General features: G+C 41.4%; 16 protein-coding genes and 1 riboswitch. Of the genes, 2 read left to right on the forward strand and 14 right to left on the reverse strand.

Features of this window, described 5'->3' with window-relative positions:
• Nucleotides 1-2: 2 nt before the first annotated feature.
• The 7 genes from glmM to AC1M9B_RS04435 form a co-directional block, all read right to left on the reverse strand.
• Nucleotides 3-1,337, reverse strand: a complete 1,335-nt coding sequence (gene glmM / locus AC1M9B_RS04405; protein WP_481586871.1) for a phosphoglucosamine mutase — start codon at nt 1,335-1,337, stop codon at nt 3-5.
• Between the two features lie 125 nt (nt 1,338-1,462).
• Nucleotides 1,463-2,929: an IMP dehydrogenase gene (gene guaB / locus AC1M9B_RS04410; protein WP_035265814.1), complete on the reverse strand. Its 1,467-nt coding sequence runs from the start codon at nt 2,927-2,929 to the stop codon at nt 1,463-1,465.
• A 177-nt stretch (nt 2,930-3,106) separates the two neighbouring features.
• Nucleotides 3,107-3,472 carry a YkgJ family cysteine cluster protein gene (locus tag AC1M9B_RS04415; protein WP_179999146.1) on the reverse strand — a complete coding sequence of 122 codons (366 nt, stop codon included), beginning with the start codon at nt 3,470-3,472 and terminating at the stop codon, nt 3,107-3,109.
• A 215-nt stretch (nt 3,473-3,687) separates the two neighbouring features.
• Nucleotides 3,688-4,263, reverse strand: a complete 576-nt coding sequence (locus tag AC1M9B_RS04420) for a TMEM165/GDT1 family protein (RefSeq protein WP_035265818.1) — start codon at nt 4,261-4,263, stop codon at nt 3,688-3,690.
• A gap of 75 nt (nt 4,264-4,338) precedes the next feature.
• Nucleotides 4,339-4,481, reverse strand: a riboswitch (yybP-ykoY riboswitch).
• An 88-nt stretch (nt 4,482-4,569) separates the two neighbouring features.
• The gene (locus tag AC1M9B_RS04425; RefSeq protein ID WP_481591847.1) at nt 4,570-6,552 is read right to left on the reverse strand and encodes a 2-oxo acid dehydrogenase subunit E2; all 1,983 of its coding nucleotides are present in this window, start codon (nt 6,550-6,552) and stop codon (nt 4,570-4,572) included.
• A gap of 2 nt (nt 6,553-6,554) precedes the next feature.
• Nucleotides 6,555-9,257 carry a pyruvate dehydrogenase (acetyl-transferring), homodimeric type gene (gene aceE / locus AC1M9B_RS04430; protein WP_092766512.1) on the reverse strand — a complete coding sequence of 901 codons (2,703 nt, stop codon included), beginning with the start codon at nt 9,255-9,257 and terminating at the stop codon, nt 6,555-6,557.
• A 302-nt stretch (nt 9,258-9,559) separates the two neighbouring features.
• Nucleotides 9,560-10,267, reverse strand: a complete 708-nt coding sequence (locus AC1M9B_RS04435) for a M23 family metallopeptidase (protein ID WP_481591846.1) — start codon at nt 10,265-10,267, stop codon at nt 9,560-9,562.
• Nucleotides 10,268-10,374: 107 nt separating this feature from the next.
• Between AC1M9B_RS04435 and AC1M9B_RS04440 the strand changes: the two genes are divergently transcribed.
• Nucleotides 10,375-10,818: a DciA family protein gene (locus AC1M9B_RS04440; protein ID WP_035265826.1), complete on the forward strand. Its 444-nt coding sequence runs from the start codon at nt 10,375-10,377 to the stop codon at nt 10,816-10,818.
• Nucleotides 10,819-10,915: 97 nt separating this feature from the next.
• Here the strand turns inward: AC1M9B_RS04440 and lpxC are convergent, their stop codons facing one another.
• The 7 genes from lpxC to murG form a co-directional block, all read right to left on the reverse strand.
• Nucleotides 10,916-11,818 carry a UDP-3-O-acyl-N-acetylglucosamine deacetylase gene (gene lpxC, locus AC1M9B_RS04445; RefSeq protein ID WP_481591845.1) on the reverse strand — a complete coding sequence of 301 codons (903 nt, stop codon included), beginning with the start codon at nt 11,816-11,818 and terminating at the stop codon, nt 10,916-10,918.
• Nucleotides 11,819-11,941: 123 nt separating this feature from the next.
• Nucleotides 11,942-13,120, reverse strand: coding sequence for a cell division protein FtsZ (gene ftsZ, locus AC1M9B_RS04450; RefSeq protein WP_035265829.1), 1,179 nt, complete (start codon nt 13,118-13,120; stop codon nt 11,942-11,944).
• Nucleotides 13,121-13,283: 163 nt separating this feature from the next.
• Nucleotides 13,284-14,546 carry a cell division protein FtsA gene (ftsA, locus tag AC1M9B_RS04455; RefSeq protein WP_035265831.1) on the reverse strand — a complete coding sequence of 421 codons (1,263 nt, stop codon included), beginning with the start codon at nt 14,544-14,546 and terminating at the stop codon, nt 13,284-13,286.
• 61 nt (nt 14,547-14,607) lie between these two features.
• Nucleotides 14,608-15,462: a cell division protein FtsQ/DivIB gene (locus AC1M9B_RS04460; protein ID WP_035265833.1), complete on the reverse strand. Its 855-nt coding sequence runs from the start codon at nt 15,460-15,462 to the stop codon at nt 14,608-14,610.
• Nucleotides 15,463-15,465: 3 nt separating this feature from the next.
• Complete coding sequence (locus AC1M9B_RS04465) at nt 15,466-16,395, reverse strand: D-alanine--D-alanine ligase (RefSeq protein ID WP_481591844.1); 930 nt, start codon at nt 16,393-16,395, stop codon at nt 15,466-15,468.
• Nucleotides 16,396-16,450: 55 nt separating this feature from the next.
• Nucleotides 16,451-17,899, reverse strand: coding sequence for a UDP-N-acetylmuramate--L-alanine ligase (gene murC, locus AC1M9B_RS04470; protein ID WP_481608661.1), 1,449 nt, complete (start codon nt 17,897-17,899; stop codon nt 16,451-16,453).
• Nucleotides 17,900-17,914: 15 nt separating this feature from the next.
• A complete protein-coding gene (gene murG / locus AC1M9B_RS04475; protein WP_481608662.1) occupies nt 17,915-19,012 on the reverse strand; it encodes an undecaprenyldiphospho-muramoylpentapeptide beta-N-acetylglucosaminyltransferase in 1,098 nt (365 codons plus the stop codon).
• A 393-nt stretch (nt 19,013-19,405) separates the two neighbouring features.
• On the opposite strand from murG, the gene AC1M9B_RS04480 reads away from it, so the two are divergent.
• Complete coding sequence (locus tag AC1M9B_RS04480; RefSeq protein WP_481608663.1) at nt 19,406-20,623, forward strand: MFS transporter; 1,218 nt, start codon at nt 19,406-19,408, stop codon at nt 20,621-20,623.
• The last annotated feature ends 6 nt before the right edge of the window (nt 20,624-20,629 follow it).

Raw genomic sequence — 20,629 nt, forward strand, 5'->3', positions numbered from 1 at the left:
GATTAAGCTGCTGCATTAGCACGTACAGCATCTGCCAAAGCATGTGCCAGTGCAGTCACTTCTTGAAGATTATCACCTTCAACCATCACACGAATTACAGGTTCAGTCCCTGACTTACGAATCAGTAATCGACCACGACCTTTAAGTTGCGCTTCGGCTTTGGCAAATTCTGCAGCCAATGCAGGTACTGAGTATGGATCAAACATTGCATCTAAACGGACATTTACAAGCACGTTTGGCAGTAATTTAAAGTCAGCAACCAACTCATGCAATGCTTTCTTCTGTTCAACCATGACAGTTAAGACTTGTAGGGCTGCAATAATCGCATCACCTGTGGTGCTCTTGTCTAGAGTTAAAATGTGACCTGAAGGTTCACCACCAATAACCCAACCGTTTTCCTCTAAACCTTGCAATACATAACGGTCACCAACTTTGGCACGTAGCAGTGGAACTTCTGCTTTTTCAAGTGCTAATTCAAGTGCCATATTGCTCATGAGCGTACCGACAATACCGGCTGGTTTATTGGCACTTTGTGTCGCCAAGATATATAGAATATGATCGCCATCAATCAGCTTTCCATTCTGATCCACTAGAATGACACGATCTGCATCGCCATCAAATGCAATACCCAAATCTGCTTGGTGATCAACTACAGCAGCTTGCAAACTCTCAGGATGAGTTGAGCCACAGCCTTGGTTAATATTCAAACCATTCGGTTCATTATGAATCGCAATCACTTTGGCACCGAGCTCACGGAATACCGCAGGACCCACGTTATATGCTGCTCCATTGGCACAGTCGACGACAATTTTTAAATTGTTTAAATCGTAATGGTATGGGAACGTTGATTTACAAAATTCAATATAACGACCTGGAGCATCATCAACACGCACACTTTTTCCTAGACTCGCAATATCATCAATGACAATATCTTTCTCGAGTTCAGCATTAATCTCATCTTGAAACTCGTCTGGTAATTTTTTTCCTTCTGAAGAAAAAAACTTAATGCCATTATCATGATAAGGGTTATGTGAAGCTGAGATGACAATCCCTAAACTGGCATGCAAAGCACGAGTTAAATGAGCAATGGCAGGCGTAGGTAATGGACCCAATAAATGCACATAAACACCAGCTGCGTTTAAACCCGATTGTAAAGCAGCTTCTAAAATATAACCTGATAAACGAGGATCTTTGCCCATCACCACAATCGGTTTATTTCTTTTTGTTCTACGCTTAAGTACTTTACCCGCAGCAAACCCTAATTTGAGTGCAAACTCAGGTGTGATTGGAAATACACCGAATTTCCCACGAATACCATCAGTACCAAAATAACTCATTCATTCTCTCACTTCTTAGCGGGTGATTAACATCATCCTTTTTCAATGCGCACCACTTTACACCAAAATAAAAAAACCGTCATTTACATGACGGTTTTTTTTAAAAATTGTTTTATAACAGGCAATTAACCAACACGGTAATTCGGTGCTTCTTTAGTAATGGTCACATCGTGAACGTGTGATTCAGACATACCCGCAGACGTGATTTTCACGAATTTCGCATTTTGACGAAGATCTTCAATCACTGCAGAGCCTGTATAACCCATAGATGAACGTAAACCACCCATCATTTGATGCACGATGTTGCCCATTGGCCCTTTGTAAGGTACGCGGCCTTCAATACCTTCTGGAACCAACTTCTCAGCACCTGCTTTAGAGTCTTGGAAATAACGATCCGCAGAACCTGTTGCACCCGCCATTGCACCCAATGAACCCATTCCTCGGTAAGCTTTGTAATAACGACCTTGGAAGAATTCAACTTCGCCTGGTGCTTCTTCAGTACCAGCAAGTAAAGAACCCACCATAATCGTACTTGCACCTGCACCGATCGCTTTTGCCATATCACCTGAGAAGCGGATACCACCGTCTGCGATCAATGGAATTTGATCTTTCAGTGCGTTAGCAACAGAATCGATCGCCGAAATTTGTGGCATACCAATACCTGCAACAATACGAGTCGTACAGATTGAACCAGGACCGATACCTACTTTCACAGCATCTGCGCCTGCATCAAGTAAAGCCAATGCAGCATCGCCAGTCGCAATGTTACCGCCAATGACTTGAACTTGTGGGTAGTTGGCTTTAACCCAACGTACGCGCTCGATAACACCAGCAGAGTGACCATGTGCAGTATCGACTACAATCACGTCAACACCCGCATCAACCAATGCTTCAACACGGCTTGGAGTTTCTACACCTGTACCAACTGCAGCACCCACACGTAAACGACCTAAGTCATCTTTACAGCTATTTGGATAAAGCTCAGCCTTATTAAAATCTGTTACAGTGATTAAACCTTTTAGTTCGTTGTTTTCGCCAACAACAATCACTTTCTCAATGCGATTTTTTTGGAGAAGTGCCTGAATGTTTTCTTTCGATTCACCTTCGCGAACGGTGACCAAACGATCTTGACCAGTCATGATGTTGCTTACTGGCTGTTCAAGATTAGTTTCAAAGCGTGTATCACGACCTGTCACAATACCAACTACTTTGCCATCTTTCACCACTGGCACACCGCTGATATTGTTCGCTTGCGTAATTGCGATTAACTCACGCACAGTCGTTTCAGGGGTTACTGTAATTGGATCTTTCACCATGCCTGCTTCGAATTTTTTCACACGGCGTACTTCAGCAGCTTGCGCTGCAATATCCATATTTTTATGAAGGATACCAATACCGCCATTTTGTGCCATTGCAATTGCCATACGGGATTCAGTCACCGTATCCATTGCTGCAGACACAAGAGGGATATTCAAATTAATGCCGCGAGTTAAACGTGTCTTTAGAGAGACATCTTTTGGGAGAACAGTAGAGTAGGCAGGGAGTAATAGGACATCATCAAAAGTTAACGCGTCTTGAACGATGGTCAACATAACAGTCTCACTGGTAATTTCCGTGCGCCATTATATACAAATTTTAAGGTAAATTTCATTTCTTATTATCGACAATTTTATGAAATTTACCCATCACCCCTATTTTTATGCAATTTACTATCCGAGAAAATCATAATAAGAGCATATAAAACAGAAGCATATTTTAAATCATTCAAATTAACTGACCTGATCGTAATCGTCATCATTCGACGATGGAACAATTTCAATATCAATTAATGGGATCAGATGATGGGCTTGTCGAGCTTTGGCACATTGCGCATCTCCGGCTTGGACCTCTCTACACGATGAACTGCGAACCGTATAGATCGAGCAAGAGACCTGCTTCCCTATTTCTCCTTCTAGAGCAACGCATCGCGGGTTAGTTTGATTCGTCCCCACCATACAAGCATATACAGGGTTAATATCCTCAACCATCTCGGTAGGGATGTTCATCGCTTCCGCACCATAAAATGAAACACGGAAATAGGCACAACAAGCACCACAACTTAAACACGCATCCTGTGCAGAAATCTGAGAGAGCATTTTTAAATCTCTTAAAAATAATTTTTTAGTGACGAAATCCTAAAAAAACTTAATTTCAAAAACAAGATTTATTTTTATTATATTTATTTACTAATCAATAACTTCCATTAAAAAAATGCACCATTATGAATCACTTTCATGGTGCATTATTTCAATACTATTTATAAATAAACTAAATCTTTTGAAGATTCAGATCTTTATGCGTATACAACCATTTATAAACAATAATGTTGCACTAAAGTGCCCACACCTATGACAAGGAAAATTATTGCGCCAATTTTGTGAATCAAGGAAATAGGTAATCGATTCGCCAATTTATCACCAATAAATACTGCCGGCGCATTAGCGATCATCATACCTAATGTCGTTCCAGCCATCACCCACCAGATACTGTCAAAACGTGCAGCAAGTGCCACTGTCGCAATCTGCGTTTTGTCGCCAATTTCAGCCAAGAAAAATAAAATAAATGTCGCTCCAAAAACGCCAAATTTTTGCCATTTTTGAATACTTCCTGACTCATCCTCTAGTTCATCAGGGACCAGCATCCAAGCAGCCATAGCAATAAATCCTATTGCTAGAATCCACATGAGGATCTCGGGACTTAAAATTGTTGTAACCCATTGTCCTAGAGCAGCGGAAACTCCATGATTGACAATTGTCGCTAACAAAATAGCAATTAAGATTGGAACGGGTTTACGAAAGCGTGCAGCAAGAAGTAAAGCTAACAATTGGGTTTTATCACCCATTTCAGCTAGTGCGACGATACCTGTAGACAGAAGGAATTCATACATGATGTCTTTCTCTGGCTAGCATAACAAATACCAATGACCCACCATCCCTGCTAGCCAAAAATCCGCAGAATGGTAAATCAAAGGTCTTGCCAACAAAAGAAAGCTCAAATAGAGCTCATTTGGTTCTTTGCTATGATGACCATGCTCGTTTTAGAGCAAATATGTTGACCATCACCTGTTCTATTGCAGAACAGCGGCTACTCCCCAATGAAGTTTATCCATTATAAGCCTGGCTTTTTGTTTTTACAAATAAAAACCCCACCGAAGTGAGGTTTTGATTCTGCAGACAAAATACGTTAAAAATATTTAGATGAGCAATGTACGAATATCTTTAAGCAGCTTCGTCAGTTTATTGGTAAAGCGAGCAGCATCAGCACCATTAATGACACGATGGTCATAAGACAATGACAATGGAAGCATTAAACGTGGATCAAAACCTTGTCCATTCCACACAGGTTGCATCGTTGCAGGTGAAATACCCAAGATTGCCACTTGCGGCCAGTTGACAAGCGGAGTGAATGCCGTACCACCAATTGCGCCTAGGCTTGAAATCGTGAAGTTGGCACCTTGCAGATCTTTCGGTGACAATTTCTTATCACGTGCTTTTTGACCCAACTCACCGAGTTCAACTGCGATTTGCTTAATTGATTTTTGATCTGGATTACGTAGCACAGGCACTGTTAAACCATCTGGTGTAGCAACAGCAATGCCCATATGGATTTCTTTACGCAGTAATACGGTTTTGCCATCATCAGACAAGTGACCTGCAAACTCACGTTCTTCTTTTAGCAAATGCGCTACAGCCTTGATGATGAATGCCATAATGGTCAGGCTAATGCCTTCTTTCTTAAAGTTGCCTTTAAGCTCATTACGCCATGCTTCAAGCTCCGTAATATCTGCCGCATCGAATTGGGTCACTTGCGGGATATAATTGTTCAATGACAACTGTGGAATAGACACTTGCTGTAAACGTGTTAACGCTTTTTCTTCTACACCACCAAAGGCGTCAAAACTTGGTAATTTAGGCAATCCTGCTGGTGCAGCAACTGTCGGTGCAGCAGTTACAGGTGCTGGTGCAGTTAAACGTGTTTTCACATACGCAAAGATGTCTTCTTTCATTAAGCGTGCATGTGGACCAGAAGCTTTGACTTCTGCCAACACAACACCAAGCTCACGCGCCAACTTACGTACCGCAGGACCAGCATATACTTTGGCGTTTGCTGCATTTTGCTCTTTGGTCAGTTTATCTGCTGAAGGGGCTGCTGTTTGTACAGTAGCAACCGCTGCTTGCGCAGGGGCAGCTTTTGGTGCTTCCGCTTTTGTAGTCACTGGTGCTGATACAGGGGCTTCTGTAACTGGGGTTGCTTGACCTTCAGCTTCAATCGTGACTAAAGCCACACCTTCAGACACATTTTGACCCAATTCAATATGAATTGCGGTAATCACACCTGTGGTGGTACTTGGTACTTCAACAGTCGCTTTATCTGATTCAACCACAATGATGCTTTGGTCTTTTTCAACCTTATCACCAACAGCCACTAAAATTTCAGCTACAGCAGCTTTGTCTACACCTAAGTCAGGGACAGCGATCTCAACTTTACCTGCTGGCGCTGAAGCAACTGTCTCTTTTGTTGATTCTGCAGGTGGTGCCTCTGCAGATGGAACAGTCGTCGGTGTAGTTTCTGCAGCAGCTTGCGCCGCGGTTGATGCTGAAGCTGCTGTTTTCACTTTCAGAATCACAACACCCTCTTTCACTGTATTACCGACTGAAATTTCAATCGATTCAACTGTACCCGCAACAGCACTTGGAACTTCAACTGTCGCTTTGTCAGACTCAACGACAATGATACTTTGATCGGCATCAATTTCGTCGCCAACCGCAACCAAGATCTCACCCACAGTGGCTTTTTCAACACCAATGTCTGGTACTTGAACATCAACAGTTTCAGACGCCGTTGATGCTGCTTCAGGCGCTTCCGCTTGAGATTGGTCTACAGGTTCTGCGTGAGCTTGTGCTTTCGATTCTTCAACTTGTGCTGTAGGTGCTTCAGATGACGTTTGCCCCTCCGCTTCAAGCTCTACCAAAACCGCACCTTCAGCAACTTCGTCACCAAGGCTCACCAAAATACTTTTCACCACACCTGCTGAAGTGCTTGGCACTTCAACAGATGCTTTGTCAGACTCCAACAAAACAATGCTGTCATCGACACTAATCGTATCACCCACTTTGACCAAAATTTCAGCCACTGTAGCTTTATCTACACCAATATCAGGAGTCGTAATTTGCATGCTTAGTTCTCCTCTTTGTAGTCAGCTACAGCGTGAAGTTCAGGCGTTGTTTGAGGTGCCCAAGCGACTGGACGGTCAGTATCTAATTCAAAGCTAGAAATCGCATCTTTAACTAGACGCGCATCTACTTCACCCTCGTCAGCAAGTTTCTTCAGTGTCGCAACAACAATATGTGCAGCATCTACACCAAAGTAGCTACGAAGTTTTGCACGTGTATCTGAGCGACCATAACCGTCTGTACCTAATGCTACAAATGGACGGTTATCTGGAAGGTAAGCGCGAATTTGCTCACTGTAAGCACGCATATGATCTGTTGCAGAAACGACGATACCTTTCGTACCACGCAACTGCTTCGACACCCATGCTTCTTTTACATCTTCAGTAAGTGGATGTAAACGATTATATTCTTCGCACGCCATACCATCACGCGCAAGCTCATTAAAGCTTGTTACGCTGTAGACATTCGAATGAATTTGATATTCATCACGTAAGATTTGAGCCGCTTTAATCACTTCACGCAGAATTACACCTGAACCTAAAAGCTGAACTGTGGCTTTTTCATCTTCCTCAAGTAAATACATACCACGTTTAATGCCTTCTTCAGCACCTTGTGGCATCGCTGGATGCTCATAGTTCTCATTCATTACAGTTAAGTAATAGAACACACGCTCCTGATCCACATACATGCGTTTTAGACCGTCATGTACAATCACCGCAAGTTCATATCCGAAACATGGATCATAAGAAATACAATTTGGAATCGTATTCGCAAGAATATGTGAGTGACCATCTTGATGCTGTAGACCTTCACCATTCAGCGTAGTACGACCAGCAGTTGCACCCAATAAGAAACCTTGCGCCTGTGCATCACCTGCCGCCCATGCAATATCACCAATACGTTGGAAGCCAAACATTGAGTAATACATGTACATCGGGATCATAGGAAGGTTATTGGTTGAATAACTTGTTCCTAAAGCAGCCCAAGCACTCATCGCACCTGCTTCATTGATCCCCTCTTGAAGCATATGACCATCTTTCGCTTCACGGTAATGCATCAACTGCTCTTGATCTTCAGGGGTATATTTTTGACCGTGCGCGGCATAAATGCCCAATTGACGGAACATCCCTTCTAAACCGAAAGTACGCGCCTCATCTGGAACAATTGGTACCACACGGTCTTTAATTGCTTTTTCTTTCAGTAGTGCAGAGATTAAACGTACCATCACCATGGTCGTTGATTGTTGCTTACCATTAGAACCAGCTAACACTGCATCAAATACAGACAACTCAGGAATCGCTAAAGATTCGCTCTCTTTACGACGTGCTGGTAAGTAACCACCTAATGCCTCACGGCGAGCCTTCATATACTTAATTTCAGGCGAGTTTTCACTTGGGCGATAAAATGGAACTTCTTCAAGTTGCTCATCGGTAAATGGCAAGTTGAAACGGTTACGTACATATTTAAGCGATTCAAGTTGCATTTTCTTGATTTGATGCGTTTTATTGACCGCTTCAATTTCTTCAGATAAGCCGTAACCTTTAACAGTTTTCGCGAGAATAACCGTTGGCTGACCTGTAGATTTCATGGCTTCTGCATAAGCAGCATATACTTTGTAAGGATCGTGACCGCCACGATTTAAATTATCGATATCTTCATCACTTAAGTGTTTAACTAACTCTTCAGCTTCAGGATATTTACCAAAGAAGTGCGCACGTGTATAAGCACCACCTTTCACTTGATAACGCTGATAATCACCATCTACAGCTTCTTCCATAATGGCTTTAAGCGCACCAGATTCATCTTTAGCAAGTAGTGGATCCCAATGACGACCCCATACTACTTTAATCACGCGCCAACCTGCACCACGGAATAAAGACTCAAGTTCTTGGATGATCTTACCATTACCACGAACTGGACCATCTAAACGTTGCAAGTTACAGTTTACAACCCAAACCAAGTTGTCTAACTTTTCACGACCTGCCAACGAGATTGCACCAGTACTTTCTGGCTCATCCATCTCACCATCGCCAAGATAAGCCCAAACCTTACGATCTTCTTCTTTAATCAAACCGCGGTTCATCAAGTACTTTTGAATATGTGCTTGATAAATGGACATGATTGGACCCAGACCCATCGATACCGTTGGGAACTGCCAATAGTCTGGCATTAAGTATGGATGTGGGTACGAAGGTAAACCAATACCATCAACTTCACGACGGAAATTGTTTAGATGCTCTTCAGTTAAACGACCTTCCAAGAATGAACGCGCATAAATCCCTGGTGCACAGTGACCTTGATAATAAATCATGTCACCGCCGAAGTTATCACTGTTCGCACGGAAGAAATGGTTAAAGCCAACATCATATAAAGTTGCAGAAGATGCAAAGCTGGCTAAGTGACCACCAAGATCGTCGCCTGTTTTATTGGCGCGAAGCACCATTGCTAAAGCATTCCAACGAATCAAAGCACGAATTCGGCGCTCCATATCTGGATCGCCAGGCATTGCAGGTTGCTCTTCTACTGAAATCGTATTTAAGTAAGGAGTATTTAGACGCTGAATGGGAACATGTTTCGCAATCGCACGTTGATACAGTTTTTCAAGAAGAAAGGCTGCTCTTTCCGTCCCCATATGCTGTAAAACAGAGTCAAAAGCGTCCTGCCACTCTTGGGTTTCTTGTGCGTCGGTATCACCGTAATACGCCATATTACACCTATATTCATGCCTATTTGTATACCCTATATTTAACATATTTTCGCGATACGCAGTTATGGCTATAAATGAATACGACATTAGACTAATATTTCGATAACAAATAGTACTTGACCATTTATTACACAAATTAACACTAAAACGCCAATATTGCTGTTTTTTTATACAAAGCTTTATTCTAATCTTAAATTTAATCAGGTGACCTGACAGCAAAAACGAAAATCGCCAAGACTCTGCTTGGCGATTTATTCAAACGACTTAACAATGGATGTGTATTAATGAGGTTTGATAATTAATTAAGGCAACATCGCTAGGTAAGTTGAAGGGTTTTTACGCTGACCATCTTTGACCACTTCATAATGTAAGTGAGGACCAGTACAACGTCCAGTACAACCCACATTGGCAATATGCTCACCAGCAGTGACTTTATCACCTACTTTAGCAATCAAACGTGAAGCATGTGCATATCGTGTGATATACCCATTACCGTGGTTGATTTCAACATATTGACCATAACCTGTACCCCAACCTGATTTGGTCACTATACCTGGACCAGTTGCATATATTGGAGTGCCTGTTGGTGCAGCAAGATCTAAGCCTGAATGGTTTTCAGCACGGCCGCCCATTGTTCGGCCGCCATAATTTGAACTGACACGACCAGTTGGAAGCGGGTGTGTCACTAACCATGAATATGCATTATTTGAAGAGTAACGATTTGAACTTGTAGTTGTAGTTTTTTTAGCAGGGTATTTACTATTAAGCAGCGCATTATTTAATTCGATTGGATCCGCCTTCGCTCGAACTGTCACATCGACTTGTGCTGTCGCTGGAATGTCCATGTCATCAGGATGACTATAAGAACCTTGTGATAGTGTTCTTGTTAACTCTTCCAATCGATCAGGATTGGAGGCTTGTGTGGCATCTAATTGAACTAAATCTGCAAATGCAACCGAAGCTGCTGAAGCTGCTAAAGAAAACGCTAATAAAATACGTCGCGTATACATATAAACCTCATTAAACTGTTCTTACTCAAGTCTCTTGTGTGATCTCTTCCTTGATATCGAAAGAAACAAGCGTTTAAGATTAAGACAAAACAATGTAGGAACAATGTATGTCAGAACCAAAAAATATGTTTCAACAAACAAGACAACACATAAAAACAGGAAACTTATCGTTTCTCACAAAGCAAGTTGCTGACTGGCAGAGACTTACAAAATTAATTCAACCGCTATTGCCCAAAAATGAACAATGGCAAGTTGTCTGTTATCAATACGGTATTTTGACCATCACCGGTGAAAATCAAGCCATGATTAGTCAACTCGGTTACCTTCAAAAACAGTATATTTCTCAGTTATCACAAATCCCTGAACTCAAAGATTTACAAAAAATCCAAGTTCGTCTTCGAGCAAAAAAAGAAATTCCCCAAACACAAACTGAAAATTCCAAAACTTCTTTATGTCCGACAACGCAAGAAATGTTACTCAACGCTGCTAGTTTTGTGAACGATCCTAAGCTTAGCCAAGCTATGATACGTTTGGCAAGCAATAAAAAGTAACTGGACCATTTGATTTAAACGTCATTCACTAGTTTAAAAGCGAATTAAGTCACACTTAACAATGTTACACTATAACATTTAACCTGAAGACAATGACTTAGATCACACTTACATATTGAATTGGACAAGACTTTTCGTCATCAAATGTTACAATTTCATAATTAGATGGATCACTCTGAACATTGCGAAGCAGTTGATTATTGAGTGCATGTCCAGATTTGTAACCATCAAACTTCGCAATAATTTGATGTCCGAGTAAATAAAGATCACCCACCGCATCTAATATTTTATGACGTACAAATTCATCAGCAAATCGTAAGCCTTCTTCGTTCACAACACCTGAATCATCAACACCAATTGCATTATCTAAACTAGCACCCAAAGCTAAATTATTCGCCTTAAGATAATCCAAATCTTTCATAAAGCCGAAAGTACGTGCCTCACTGACTTCATAAACAAATGTTTCCGTTGAGAAATCAATACTGGCAGACTGATATTCTTTGGCAAAGGCTGGGTGATCGAAATCAATCGTAAAATTAAGTTGAAAACCATCATGCGGATTAAAAATAGCGCGCTTATCGTCAATTAATGCTTCTACAGGCTTTAATATTTTTATAAATTTTTTAGGCGCTTCTTGCTCCATCAACTCACCTTGCATGAGTAAATAGATAAATGGACCGGCGCTTCCATCCATAATTGGAACTTCTGAAGCTGATACTTCAATAATCAGATTATCAATACCAAGACCTGCAATCGCACTCATAATATGTTCGATAGTCCCAACTTTGGCATTTTCTTGTACCAAATTTGAACACATAAATGCTTCTTGAATCAGCATCGCATTAGCAGGAATATCTACAGGCGGATTTAAATCAATACGGCGAAAAACAATACCCCCATCAGCTACATGTGGTACAAAGTTAATCATTACTTTTTGCCCACTGTGTAATCCGATACCACTCGCTTTCACGACTCGTTTCAGGGTGCGTTGTTTCAACATGTTTCTTCAATATTCATCTAAAATCTAGTATACGTTAGCACATTTAGCCATTGATAAAAATCAAAAAGGTGGCATAAGCGCCACCTTTTCTGTTTGATCATCGTAAACACATTATGTTACATGTTATTTACGCTGTTGATTTTTAAGATAATCTTGAATGCTCATTGGTGCAGATCGAGGCGCTGCAGAAGGCTCTGGGGCTACACTCTCTTGATTCTGACGTTTACTGATTGCTGGAACATCATCTTCATCCAAAGCAGCAGCTTGTCCACCAACTGATGGGTTTACACTCACTGGCGCACGGCGCTTCACTTCCGTTTCATTCGCATTACGAGTTAAACCTGTCGCAATCACAGTAACACGGATTTCATCACGCGCATCTGGATCAAATACTGTACCAAAGAAGACTTCACCTTCATCCAGATCAACAATTTGATTGACAACATCTGTGATAATTTCAGTTTCACGCAAGGTAACATCATTACCGCCAGTGATATTAATTAAAACACCCTTCGCGTTCATAATATTTACGTTGTCAAGCAACGGACTGCGAATCGCAAGACGCGCTGCATCTTCAGCACGATCTGGACCGCTACTCTTACCTTCACCCATCATCGCATAACCGCGTGTGCTCATCGCTGTTTTTAAATCGGCGAAGTCAAGGTTGATATGACCAGGACGCACAACTAAATCAAAGATACTTCGTACCGCATTAAGCAAGACATCATCCGCTTTGCGATAAGCATCTTGCATCGAGATATCACCATAAACGCTAAGTAGGCGTTGGTTTGGAATGATAATCAATGAGTCAACATGCTTTTCAAGTTCTTCGATCCCTTTTTCAGCAGAACGTTGACGACGACGACCCTCGAAGTTAAATGGAGTGGTGACAACACCAACCGTCAAAATACCCATTTCTTGTGCTATTTCAGCCACGACTGGTGCTGCACCAGTACCAGTACCACCACCCATGCCGGCAGTAACAAATACCATATCTGCACCTTCCAGATGCTGACGGATTAATTCACGACTTTCTTCTGCTGCAATTTGACCGACATCAGGATTTGCTCCTGCACCTAGTCCACGCGTACTTTGTTGGCCCAATTGGATTTTGAATGGCGCATTCATACGATCCAAAGCTTGTTTATCTGTATTTGCACAAACAAATTTCACGCCTTTGATATCAGATTGCACCATGTGTTGTACGGCATTACCACCACCGCCACCAACACCAAACACAGTAAAACGGGCTTGACCGTTATTATCGGTTTGTTCATCTTCTAAAAATTCAAATGAAGCCATGACCTTAACTTTTCCTAATAAATTTGGCAGTCACTTAAGCCCGTATACTGCCTTGATCTTCAATAATAAAAATTTGTTTTTAGGATGCGTTGCAATCACATTCTTGTCAAGCACATGAAGTTGCTCTTACAAGTTGCAAACAATACTCCCTTAAAAACTAAACTTAAAAAATACCTTTCAATTTGTTATTAAACGCATTCCAACCATTCGCTATGCGCTCTAATAATGGACGCTTATTCACTTCTTCAGGTTGCTCAACCGATTCTTGTAAATCGCTTTGACTAAATAACAGCAGTCCCGTTGCGGTAGAATACATTGAACGTCTTAATGCAGGTAAATGTTGATCATCCGCATATACTTGTAGCGGAGGGTTGCCTAAATGAGCAGAAACACCCAACATACGACGTGATAATGTGATCATACCCTCAATCTGACATGCATCACCACTTAAAACTACACCGTGGTATAAACTTTGTAGCGCACCACGTTGTTGTAACTCATCACGCACCATAGAAAGAATTTCTTCGTAACGTGCAATAATAATCTCTGATAGCTCAATCCGACTGATCGCCTGAGGACCATCGATCGCTTCAAACTCGATCATATGTTCAGGTTTGACTTGCTGTAAATCAACACAACCGTAAAGCAATTTGAGTCGTTCAGCTTCTTCGGTCGTCGTTTGCAATACTGCAGCGATATCACGCGTTACATTTTCACCACCACGTTGAATGGTGTGTGCTAGCACTAAATGACCTTCAATATAAACTGCAATATTGGTTGTACCAGCCCCAATATCCAATAAGCATACCCCATACTCTTTTTCATCTTTCAGCAATGCACCTTCAGCCGTTGCTAAACATGAAATCACCATCTTTTCGACAAAAATATTGGCGCCTTTCATTGCACGATCTAAATTTTGCATGGTGCTGATTGGTAGCATCATGAGTTGATAATGCGCCGTCATGCTATTTGCTGAAAGGTTAATTGGATTATGCACCCACTCAGGTGAATCATCCAACTCAAAACCCAATGGGACTGCACTTGCAAGATAATGATCAGAAGTTAAATGACTAGCTTTTGCCATTTCTAAAGCTTTAACCACTTCTGAAGTCGTAATGGTGCGTTCTGGATTAGAAATCGGTGTCCGGCCTGTCGCATAAGCACTTTGCAGTTCTGTACTCGGGATCGATACCCATGCCGAATGCACACGACACTCCGCCATATCTTCTGCTTCTTGTACCGCATTCTTAATCGCAGAGATCACCTTCTCAAGGCTAACAATTTTTCCTTTGTTCATGCCTTTATTTCGCGCAGTCGCCATACCGATGACCTGGATATTATCCGGCGCATGCACTTTACCAATTAGAACTGAAACTTTATGTGTCCCAATGTCTATCGCAACAACTGAGGGAACAGCCTCATTCATGATTCACTACCATTTTCTTCATTGTTTATATCTGGCTTATGCCTATTTTTAAAGCCACGTATTATGGCTTTGCAACTCTTGAATCTGCAATGTTAATGTCATTAATGGTTACAACAAACTGACCATTTATAATCTTTGGTGGTGTCGCATTTTTCCATTGAATCGCCAAGCCATTACGGTAACGTAAGTCAATCGCTGAAACTCTTGGCCAAACCACTTTCAGATCTGCTTGAGATAAGTGACTCAATCGTTGCAGTTTGCTCATGGTCTGATCCTGATCCACAATAATACGTAAACCCGAATCGAACTGCATAAACCATGTCCGACGATCTGTTAAATATAGCTCTTTCAAACGCAGATTCACTGGACTAAACAGTTGATTAATTTCATGATAACGTCTCATCATGACTTTTGACTGATCTGACGGACCATGCATAAGTGGTAAATTTGCGTGATTTCTAGAATATGCCTCTGTATACACCACACCCTGATCACTTAACAGACGTCCTGTTCCCCAACGCGCAATCGGATGTTTCGGAATAACACGAACCTTAATACCGTCTGGCCAAGCTCTAGAAATGACCACTCGATCTACCCAAGAAATCTCTAATGCCTTATCACGAATTTGCTCAAGATCAGCAGTAAAATAATTGCCTGTAATGGTAGGCATTAACTGCTGTTTCACTTGACTAATTTCAGGCTCGGCTTGCAGACCAACCACATCCAAAGATGCTACCTTTGCACTGGTCATGACGCTATATAAGCCATAAATGCCGACCAAAAGTACACAACATGCAAAAATAAGCATGACCCAACCACCCGCATTAATCATTTTCTCTTTGCGAGTCGGTGGTTTGTCATGAATCGATGTAATCGCCGCACGTTTGCGACGCATCGATGGAGGTAGTTGAGCCATAACTTAGTGTGATTCTTTCGCTAAGGTTTGCTCTAAAATAGCCAAACACAAATCTTCAAAACTATAACCTACTGCTTGAGCTGCTTTTGGTACCAATGAATGACTGGTCATGCCTGGAACAGTATTCACTTCTAGCAACCAAAATTGACCTTGCTCGTCCTGCATAGCATCAATTCTACCCCAACCACTTGCCCCAACAGCTTGAAACGCTCGTAAGCAAAGCGCTTGTAAACTTCTTTCTTCAGCTTCACTCAAACCACAAGGGATACCATATTCAACATCATTGCGTTGGTATTTAGCTTCATAGTCATAAAAGGCTACATCGGCTGGAGGTTGTAAACGGATGACTGGTAATGGTTGTCCATTTAAAAATGAAATCGTAAATTCACGACCTGTAATCCACTTCTCAGCCATGACCACGGCATCATGTTGAGTGGCTTTTTTAATTGCTTCAGCTAAATCTTCTGCTTTCTCAACCTTACTCATGCCTACACTCGAGCCTTCGTGCACGGGTTTGATAATCAGTGGTAATCCAAGCTCTGCAACGAGTGCTTGTGCATCAGTATCTTTAGAAACAATGCGGTATGGTGCTGTAGGAAGTTCAGAACCTTGCCAAATTTGCTTGGTCTTTACTTTATCCATTCCAATAGCCGACCCCTGCACACCAGTTCCAGTATATGGAATATTTAACCACTCTAATGCGCCTTGGATTTGACCATCTTCTCCACCACGACCATGTAACACAATAAATGCACGATCGTAATTTACCAATTCAGTCACACTGCGTTCTTGAGGGTCAAAACCCTCTGCATTCACCCCTGAACGTACCAATGCTTCAAGTACAGCCTTACCACTATCTAATGACACCTCACGCTCTGCAGATTTACCACCAAGCAATACAGCAACTTTGCCGAATTTAGAAGCATTTGACACGTTTAGTTCCTTAAACTTATAAAATTTTCAATTTAGCCAAATCATCAAACGACGATTATTTTAAATAGAGCTGGTTCTGAGCAAGCTCAATTGAAATTGCTCCAACGTTACCCGCACCTTGAGTCAATAACAAGTCATTTGCTTGTAACACTTTTTGTATCACATTTGGCAAATTCCCTTCTACTGGATCAATCAAGATTGGTTCAACATCACCACGTAATCGGATACTTCTTGCCAGTGAGCGACTATCTGCACCAACAATCGGCTTTTCACCTGCAGAATATACTTCTAATAGCAGTAATTGATCGACTTGTGACAAGACATCAACGAAATCATCAAAACAATCACGTGTACGGCTAAAACGGTGAGGTTGGAACATCATCACAAGTCTACGATCAGGATGACTTGCACGCGCAGCTTTAATCGTTGCTTCAACTTCTTTTGGATGGTGACCATAATCATCAACCAGTTTGACCGTTCCATCACCTAACTCAAATTCACCTTGAATTTGGAAACGACGCCCTACACCACTAAAACTTTCTAAAGCACGAGCGATTGCAGCATCAGATACACCTTCATCAGTTGCCACACCAATCGCAGCTAACGCATTAAGGATGTTATGCAAACCAGGCATATTAATGGTTAACTTGAGTGGCTCTTTGTTTTTACGAAGCACAGTAAAATGTGATTGCATCCCTTCTTGTATCACATCTACAGCACGAATATCGTTATCTTCGTTAAACCCATAAGTTAAAACAGGTCGACCAATACGTGGCATAATTTCACGAATATTTTGATCATCGCCACACACTACGGCTAAACCGTAGAATGGAAGCTTCTGCAAGAATTGTACAAAAGTATCTTTCAAAACATCGAAGCTACCACCATAAGTGTCCATATGATCAGCATCAATGTTGGTGACAATAGCGGCCATTGGTTCTAAATATAGGAATGAAGCATCAGATTCATCTGCTTCAGCTACAATATAACGACTCGCACCTAAAGCAGCATTTACTCCAGAGCGATTAAGCAAACCACCAATCACATATGTCGGATCCATGTTTTCCTCAGCAAGCATACAGGTCACCAAACTTGTCGTAGTGGTTTTACCATGTGTACCTGCAACTGCAATACCATGACGGTAACGCATCAACTCGCCCAACATCTCCGCACGACGCACTACAGGGATGCGTGTTTCAATCGCTGCTTTAATTTCTGGGTTTTCTTGGTCAATCGCAGTCGATACAACCAATACATTCGCACCGTCAATATTATCAGCAGCGTGTCCGATATGAACTTTAATGCCATTTTCTTCAAGCTGTGCAGTGGTTTTAGAGGCTTTAATATCCGACCCTGAAACTTTATAGCCTTGGTTTTTTAAGACTTCCGCAATCCCGCACATTCCTGCACCACCAATACCCACAAAATGAATATGTTTGATACGGCGCATTTCAGGAATCTTAATCAGGTTTTTTGCTTTATCAGCTGGGTTCGTTGAAGACATAATTTTCTCTAAAACTTACAAATCTTGAATTAAACCAACCACACGCTGAGTTGCATCTGGTTGAGCTTGTTGACGTGCTTTAACAGCCATTTCCGTCAACAATGTACGGTTCATGAGTGGCAATAAAACTGCTTTTAATGAATCAGGAGTGAGTGTCGCTTGTGGACAAATTTTTGCAGCATTAATATCTGCTAGGAATTTGGCATTCGCGGTTTGGTGGTCATCTACTGCACTTGGCAAAGGTACAAATACGGCTGCAACACCCGCAGTAGCAATCTCAGTGACCGTCAGTGCACCAGCACGACAGATTACAAGATCGGCATTGGCATAGGCTTCCGCCATATTTTCAATAAACGGTTGAACTTCTACCTGTAAATGATTAGGAGCATCGGCATAACGTGCCCGCGTGCTATCAGCATGATTTTGACCACACTGATGATAAACACTTAAAGGAACATCTAATTGTTTCAGTGCTTCGGGTACGCGCTCATTCAATGCTTGTGCGCCCAAGGAGCCGCCTACAATTAAAATACGAATAGGTTGATTGGCTTTTTCTCGCTCTTGATATCGCCAAGCAGGACTCAATATCGCAGAAATTTCCTTACGTACGGGATTACCTGTAGTCACGATTTTATGATTTTCTGGAAATGTTTTCGGGAATGCCTGACAGACCGTTTTAGCAACACGAGCCAATTGGGTATTGGTGAAACCCGCTACTGCATTTTGCTCATGAATGATGACAGGAATACCAAGAATACGCGCAGCCAAACCACCAGGACCTGCAACATAACCGCCAAAACCAGCGACTGCATCTACGTTTAATCGTTTCATATAGCGCATTGCGCTAAGCGTTGCTTTTAAAATTTTAAAAGGGGCTTGCAGCTTACGGACGATTCCATTGCCACGCACACCCTGAATATCAATTTGATAAATTGGAATGTGGTGATTTTTAAGCAAGCGGTTTTCCATACCTGAAGGCGTTGCCAACCATGACACTTCGACACCTTGCTGTTGTAATTCCTGAGCAACTGCTAGGGCAGGAAATACATGTCCACCTGTACCTGCAGCCATCATCATGACATGTTTAGGTTGTTTATGCTGAGCTTGTGTCACGGTCTAATTCTTCAAATCTAAGAGCTAACAGAAAATTTTATATAAGGCATCAATTGTAATCACAATCGTATATCCATGAAAGTTTATTTACTTTTTTTCACGGACCCTTTAATTGTTTTTTTCATATGATTTCAGAGTTTAAACTAGATTTATTATGAGGTGTGCCTTTTTTATGTATTTTACCATTCGATCTAGTTTATAACGCACCAAAATAATGATTAATGTGCACATTAAAAACCACCACAGTATTGGCTCTATTGTTCCTTCGTATCTGCGCTACCACCATATTGGATATAAACTTATGTCTAAATGGTATGAGGCAATAGTTCTATTTATGATATTGCTATATCTCATTGAGATTCAGCTCGCGAATAAAAGGATTTTTAAACGCAAATGTCAAAAATATCATCTTATGACATTTGGATTATTTTGGCAGGCTACCTTGCTGCAATTCATGTCGGTAAACTTTCTGCTGTTATTCCAATTCTTCAAAAAGATTTAAATCTAAGTTTCACCCAAGCAGGCCTATCCTTATCACTGGTTCAAGGTGCTGGAATGCTATTTGCCCTGTGTATTGGTGCTGTATCTGAGAAAATAGGACTCAAAAAATGTCTTATTTTTGCACTCATTCTATTGGGGATGAGTAGTTTTGCAGGCTTATGGATTGATCATAGTATTAGCCTTTATTTTTTTCGATTTATGGAAGGCATTGGATTTCTCACCATTAGTCTTTGCGCTCCCGCAATTTTAAAACGTCTAAGCACGCCTGAAACCATGAATTTTAAAATGGGGTTATGGAGTTCTTATATGGGAGTTGGGGTTAGTCTTGCTATTTTGACCATCCCTGTATTACTCGAATGGCTCAGTTGGCAACACATTTGGGCATTATTTGGTGCCTTTTGTTGGCTGGTTGCCTTTATGATTTACCATTTTTTACGTTATGACGATAAGCAAACCACTGTAACGACAAAGGCACTGAGCACATCAACCTCCAACTCTTTTTTATCTATTGTTAAAGTCACCGTGACCCATCCACCCATTCTCTGTCTAGCCGTTATCTTTGCTTGCTATACCAGTCAATGGATCACACTCACAGGTTTTTTACCCAGTCTTTATGTCTCATTCAATATGGATTTAAAGCTTGCAGGAATTTTGGTGTCAATGGTTGTATTATCTAACTTAGGTGGAACCTTTGGCGCAGGCGTATTACTTCAAAAAGGCATATCTCCTTTTAAATTACTTCAATTTAGTTTTTTAAGTCTAATTTTATGTAGCTGGGTTGTATTTTCACAACCCTATTGGTTGATTTTTGAGTTGCAATATTTGTGCGCTATTTTGTTTTCTTTTATCGGTGGCATTATTCCGACGACCGTCTTTGCCAATACGCTTAGATATGCACCACAGGTCAATGCAGCAGCATCCAGTATGGGCTTAGTGCTGCAAATTTCTGCATGTGCGCAGTTCCTTGTTCCCCCAGCAACAGCAGCTCTCGTTTCGTCTTCTCACCAGTGGTCCAATGCCGCATGGGTTACCGTAAGTCTTTCCACCCTAGGACTATTGACCAGCTATTATTTATTTAAAATATATACGCAAAAAAAAGAGCCTATTTAGGCTCTT

The sequence above is a fragment of the Acinetobacter sp. ANC_7513 genome, assembly GCF_056779915.1.

Bases quoted from the DNA above. Each gene is read 5' to 3' on its own strand.
- guaB (WP_035265814.1), bottom strand. From the start codon at position 2,929: ATGTTGACCATCGTTCAAGACGCGTTAACTTTTGATGATGTCCTATTA.
- aceE (WP_092766512.1), bottom strand. From the start codon at position 9,257: ATGGCGTATTACGGTGATACCGACGCACAAGAAACCCAAGAGTGGCAG.
- AC1M9B_RS04420 (WP_035265818.1), bottom strand. From the start codon at position 4,263: ATGTATGAATTCCTTCTGTCTACAGGTATCGTCGCACTAGCTGAAATG.
- AC1M9B_RS04435 (WP_481591846.1), bottom strand. From the start codon at position 10,267: ATGTATACGCGACGTATTTTATTAGCGTTTTCTTTAGCAGCTTCAGCA.
- ftsZ (WP_035265829.1), bottom strand. From the start codon at position 13,120: ATGGCTTCATTTGAATTTTTAGAAGATGAACAAACCGATAATAACGGT.
- murC (WP_481608661.1), bottom strand. From the start codon at position 17,899: ATGTCTTCAACGAACCCAGCTGATAAAGCAAAAAACCTGATTAAGATT.
- AC1M9B_RS04480 (WP_481608663.1), top strand. From the start codon at position 19,406: ATGTCAAAAATATCATCTTATGACATTTGGATTATTTTGGCAGGCTAC.
- lpxC (WP_481591845.1), bottom strand. From the start codon at position 11,818: ATGTTGAAACAACGCACCCTGAAACGAGTCGTGAAAGCGAGTGGTATC.
- AC1M9B_RS04415 (WP_179999146.1), bottom strand. From the start codon at position 3,472: ATGCTCTCTCAGATTTCTGCACAGGATGCGTGTTTAAGTTGTGGTGCT.
- AC1M9B_RS04425 (WP_481591847.1), bottom strand. From the start codon at position 6,552: ATGCAAATTACGACTCCTGATATTGGTGTAGATAAAGCTACAGTGGCT.
- ftsA (WP_035265831.1), bottom strand. From the start codon at position 14,546: ATGAATGAGGCTGTTCCCTCAGTTGTTGCGATAGACATTGGGACACAT.
- AC1M9B_RS04460 (WP_035265833.1), bottom strand. From the start codon at position 15,462: ATGGCTCAACTACCTCCATCGATGCGTCGCAAACGTGCGGCGATTACA.
- AC1M9B_RS04440 (WP_035265826.1), top strand. From the start codon at position 10,375: ATGTCAGAACCAAAAAATATGTTTCAACAAACAAGACAACACATAAAA.
- glmM (WP_481586871.1), bottom strand. From the start codon at position 1,337: ATGAGTTATTTTGGTACTGATGGTATTCGTGGGAAATTCGGTGTATTT.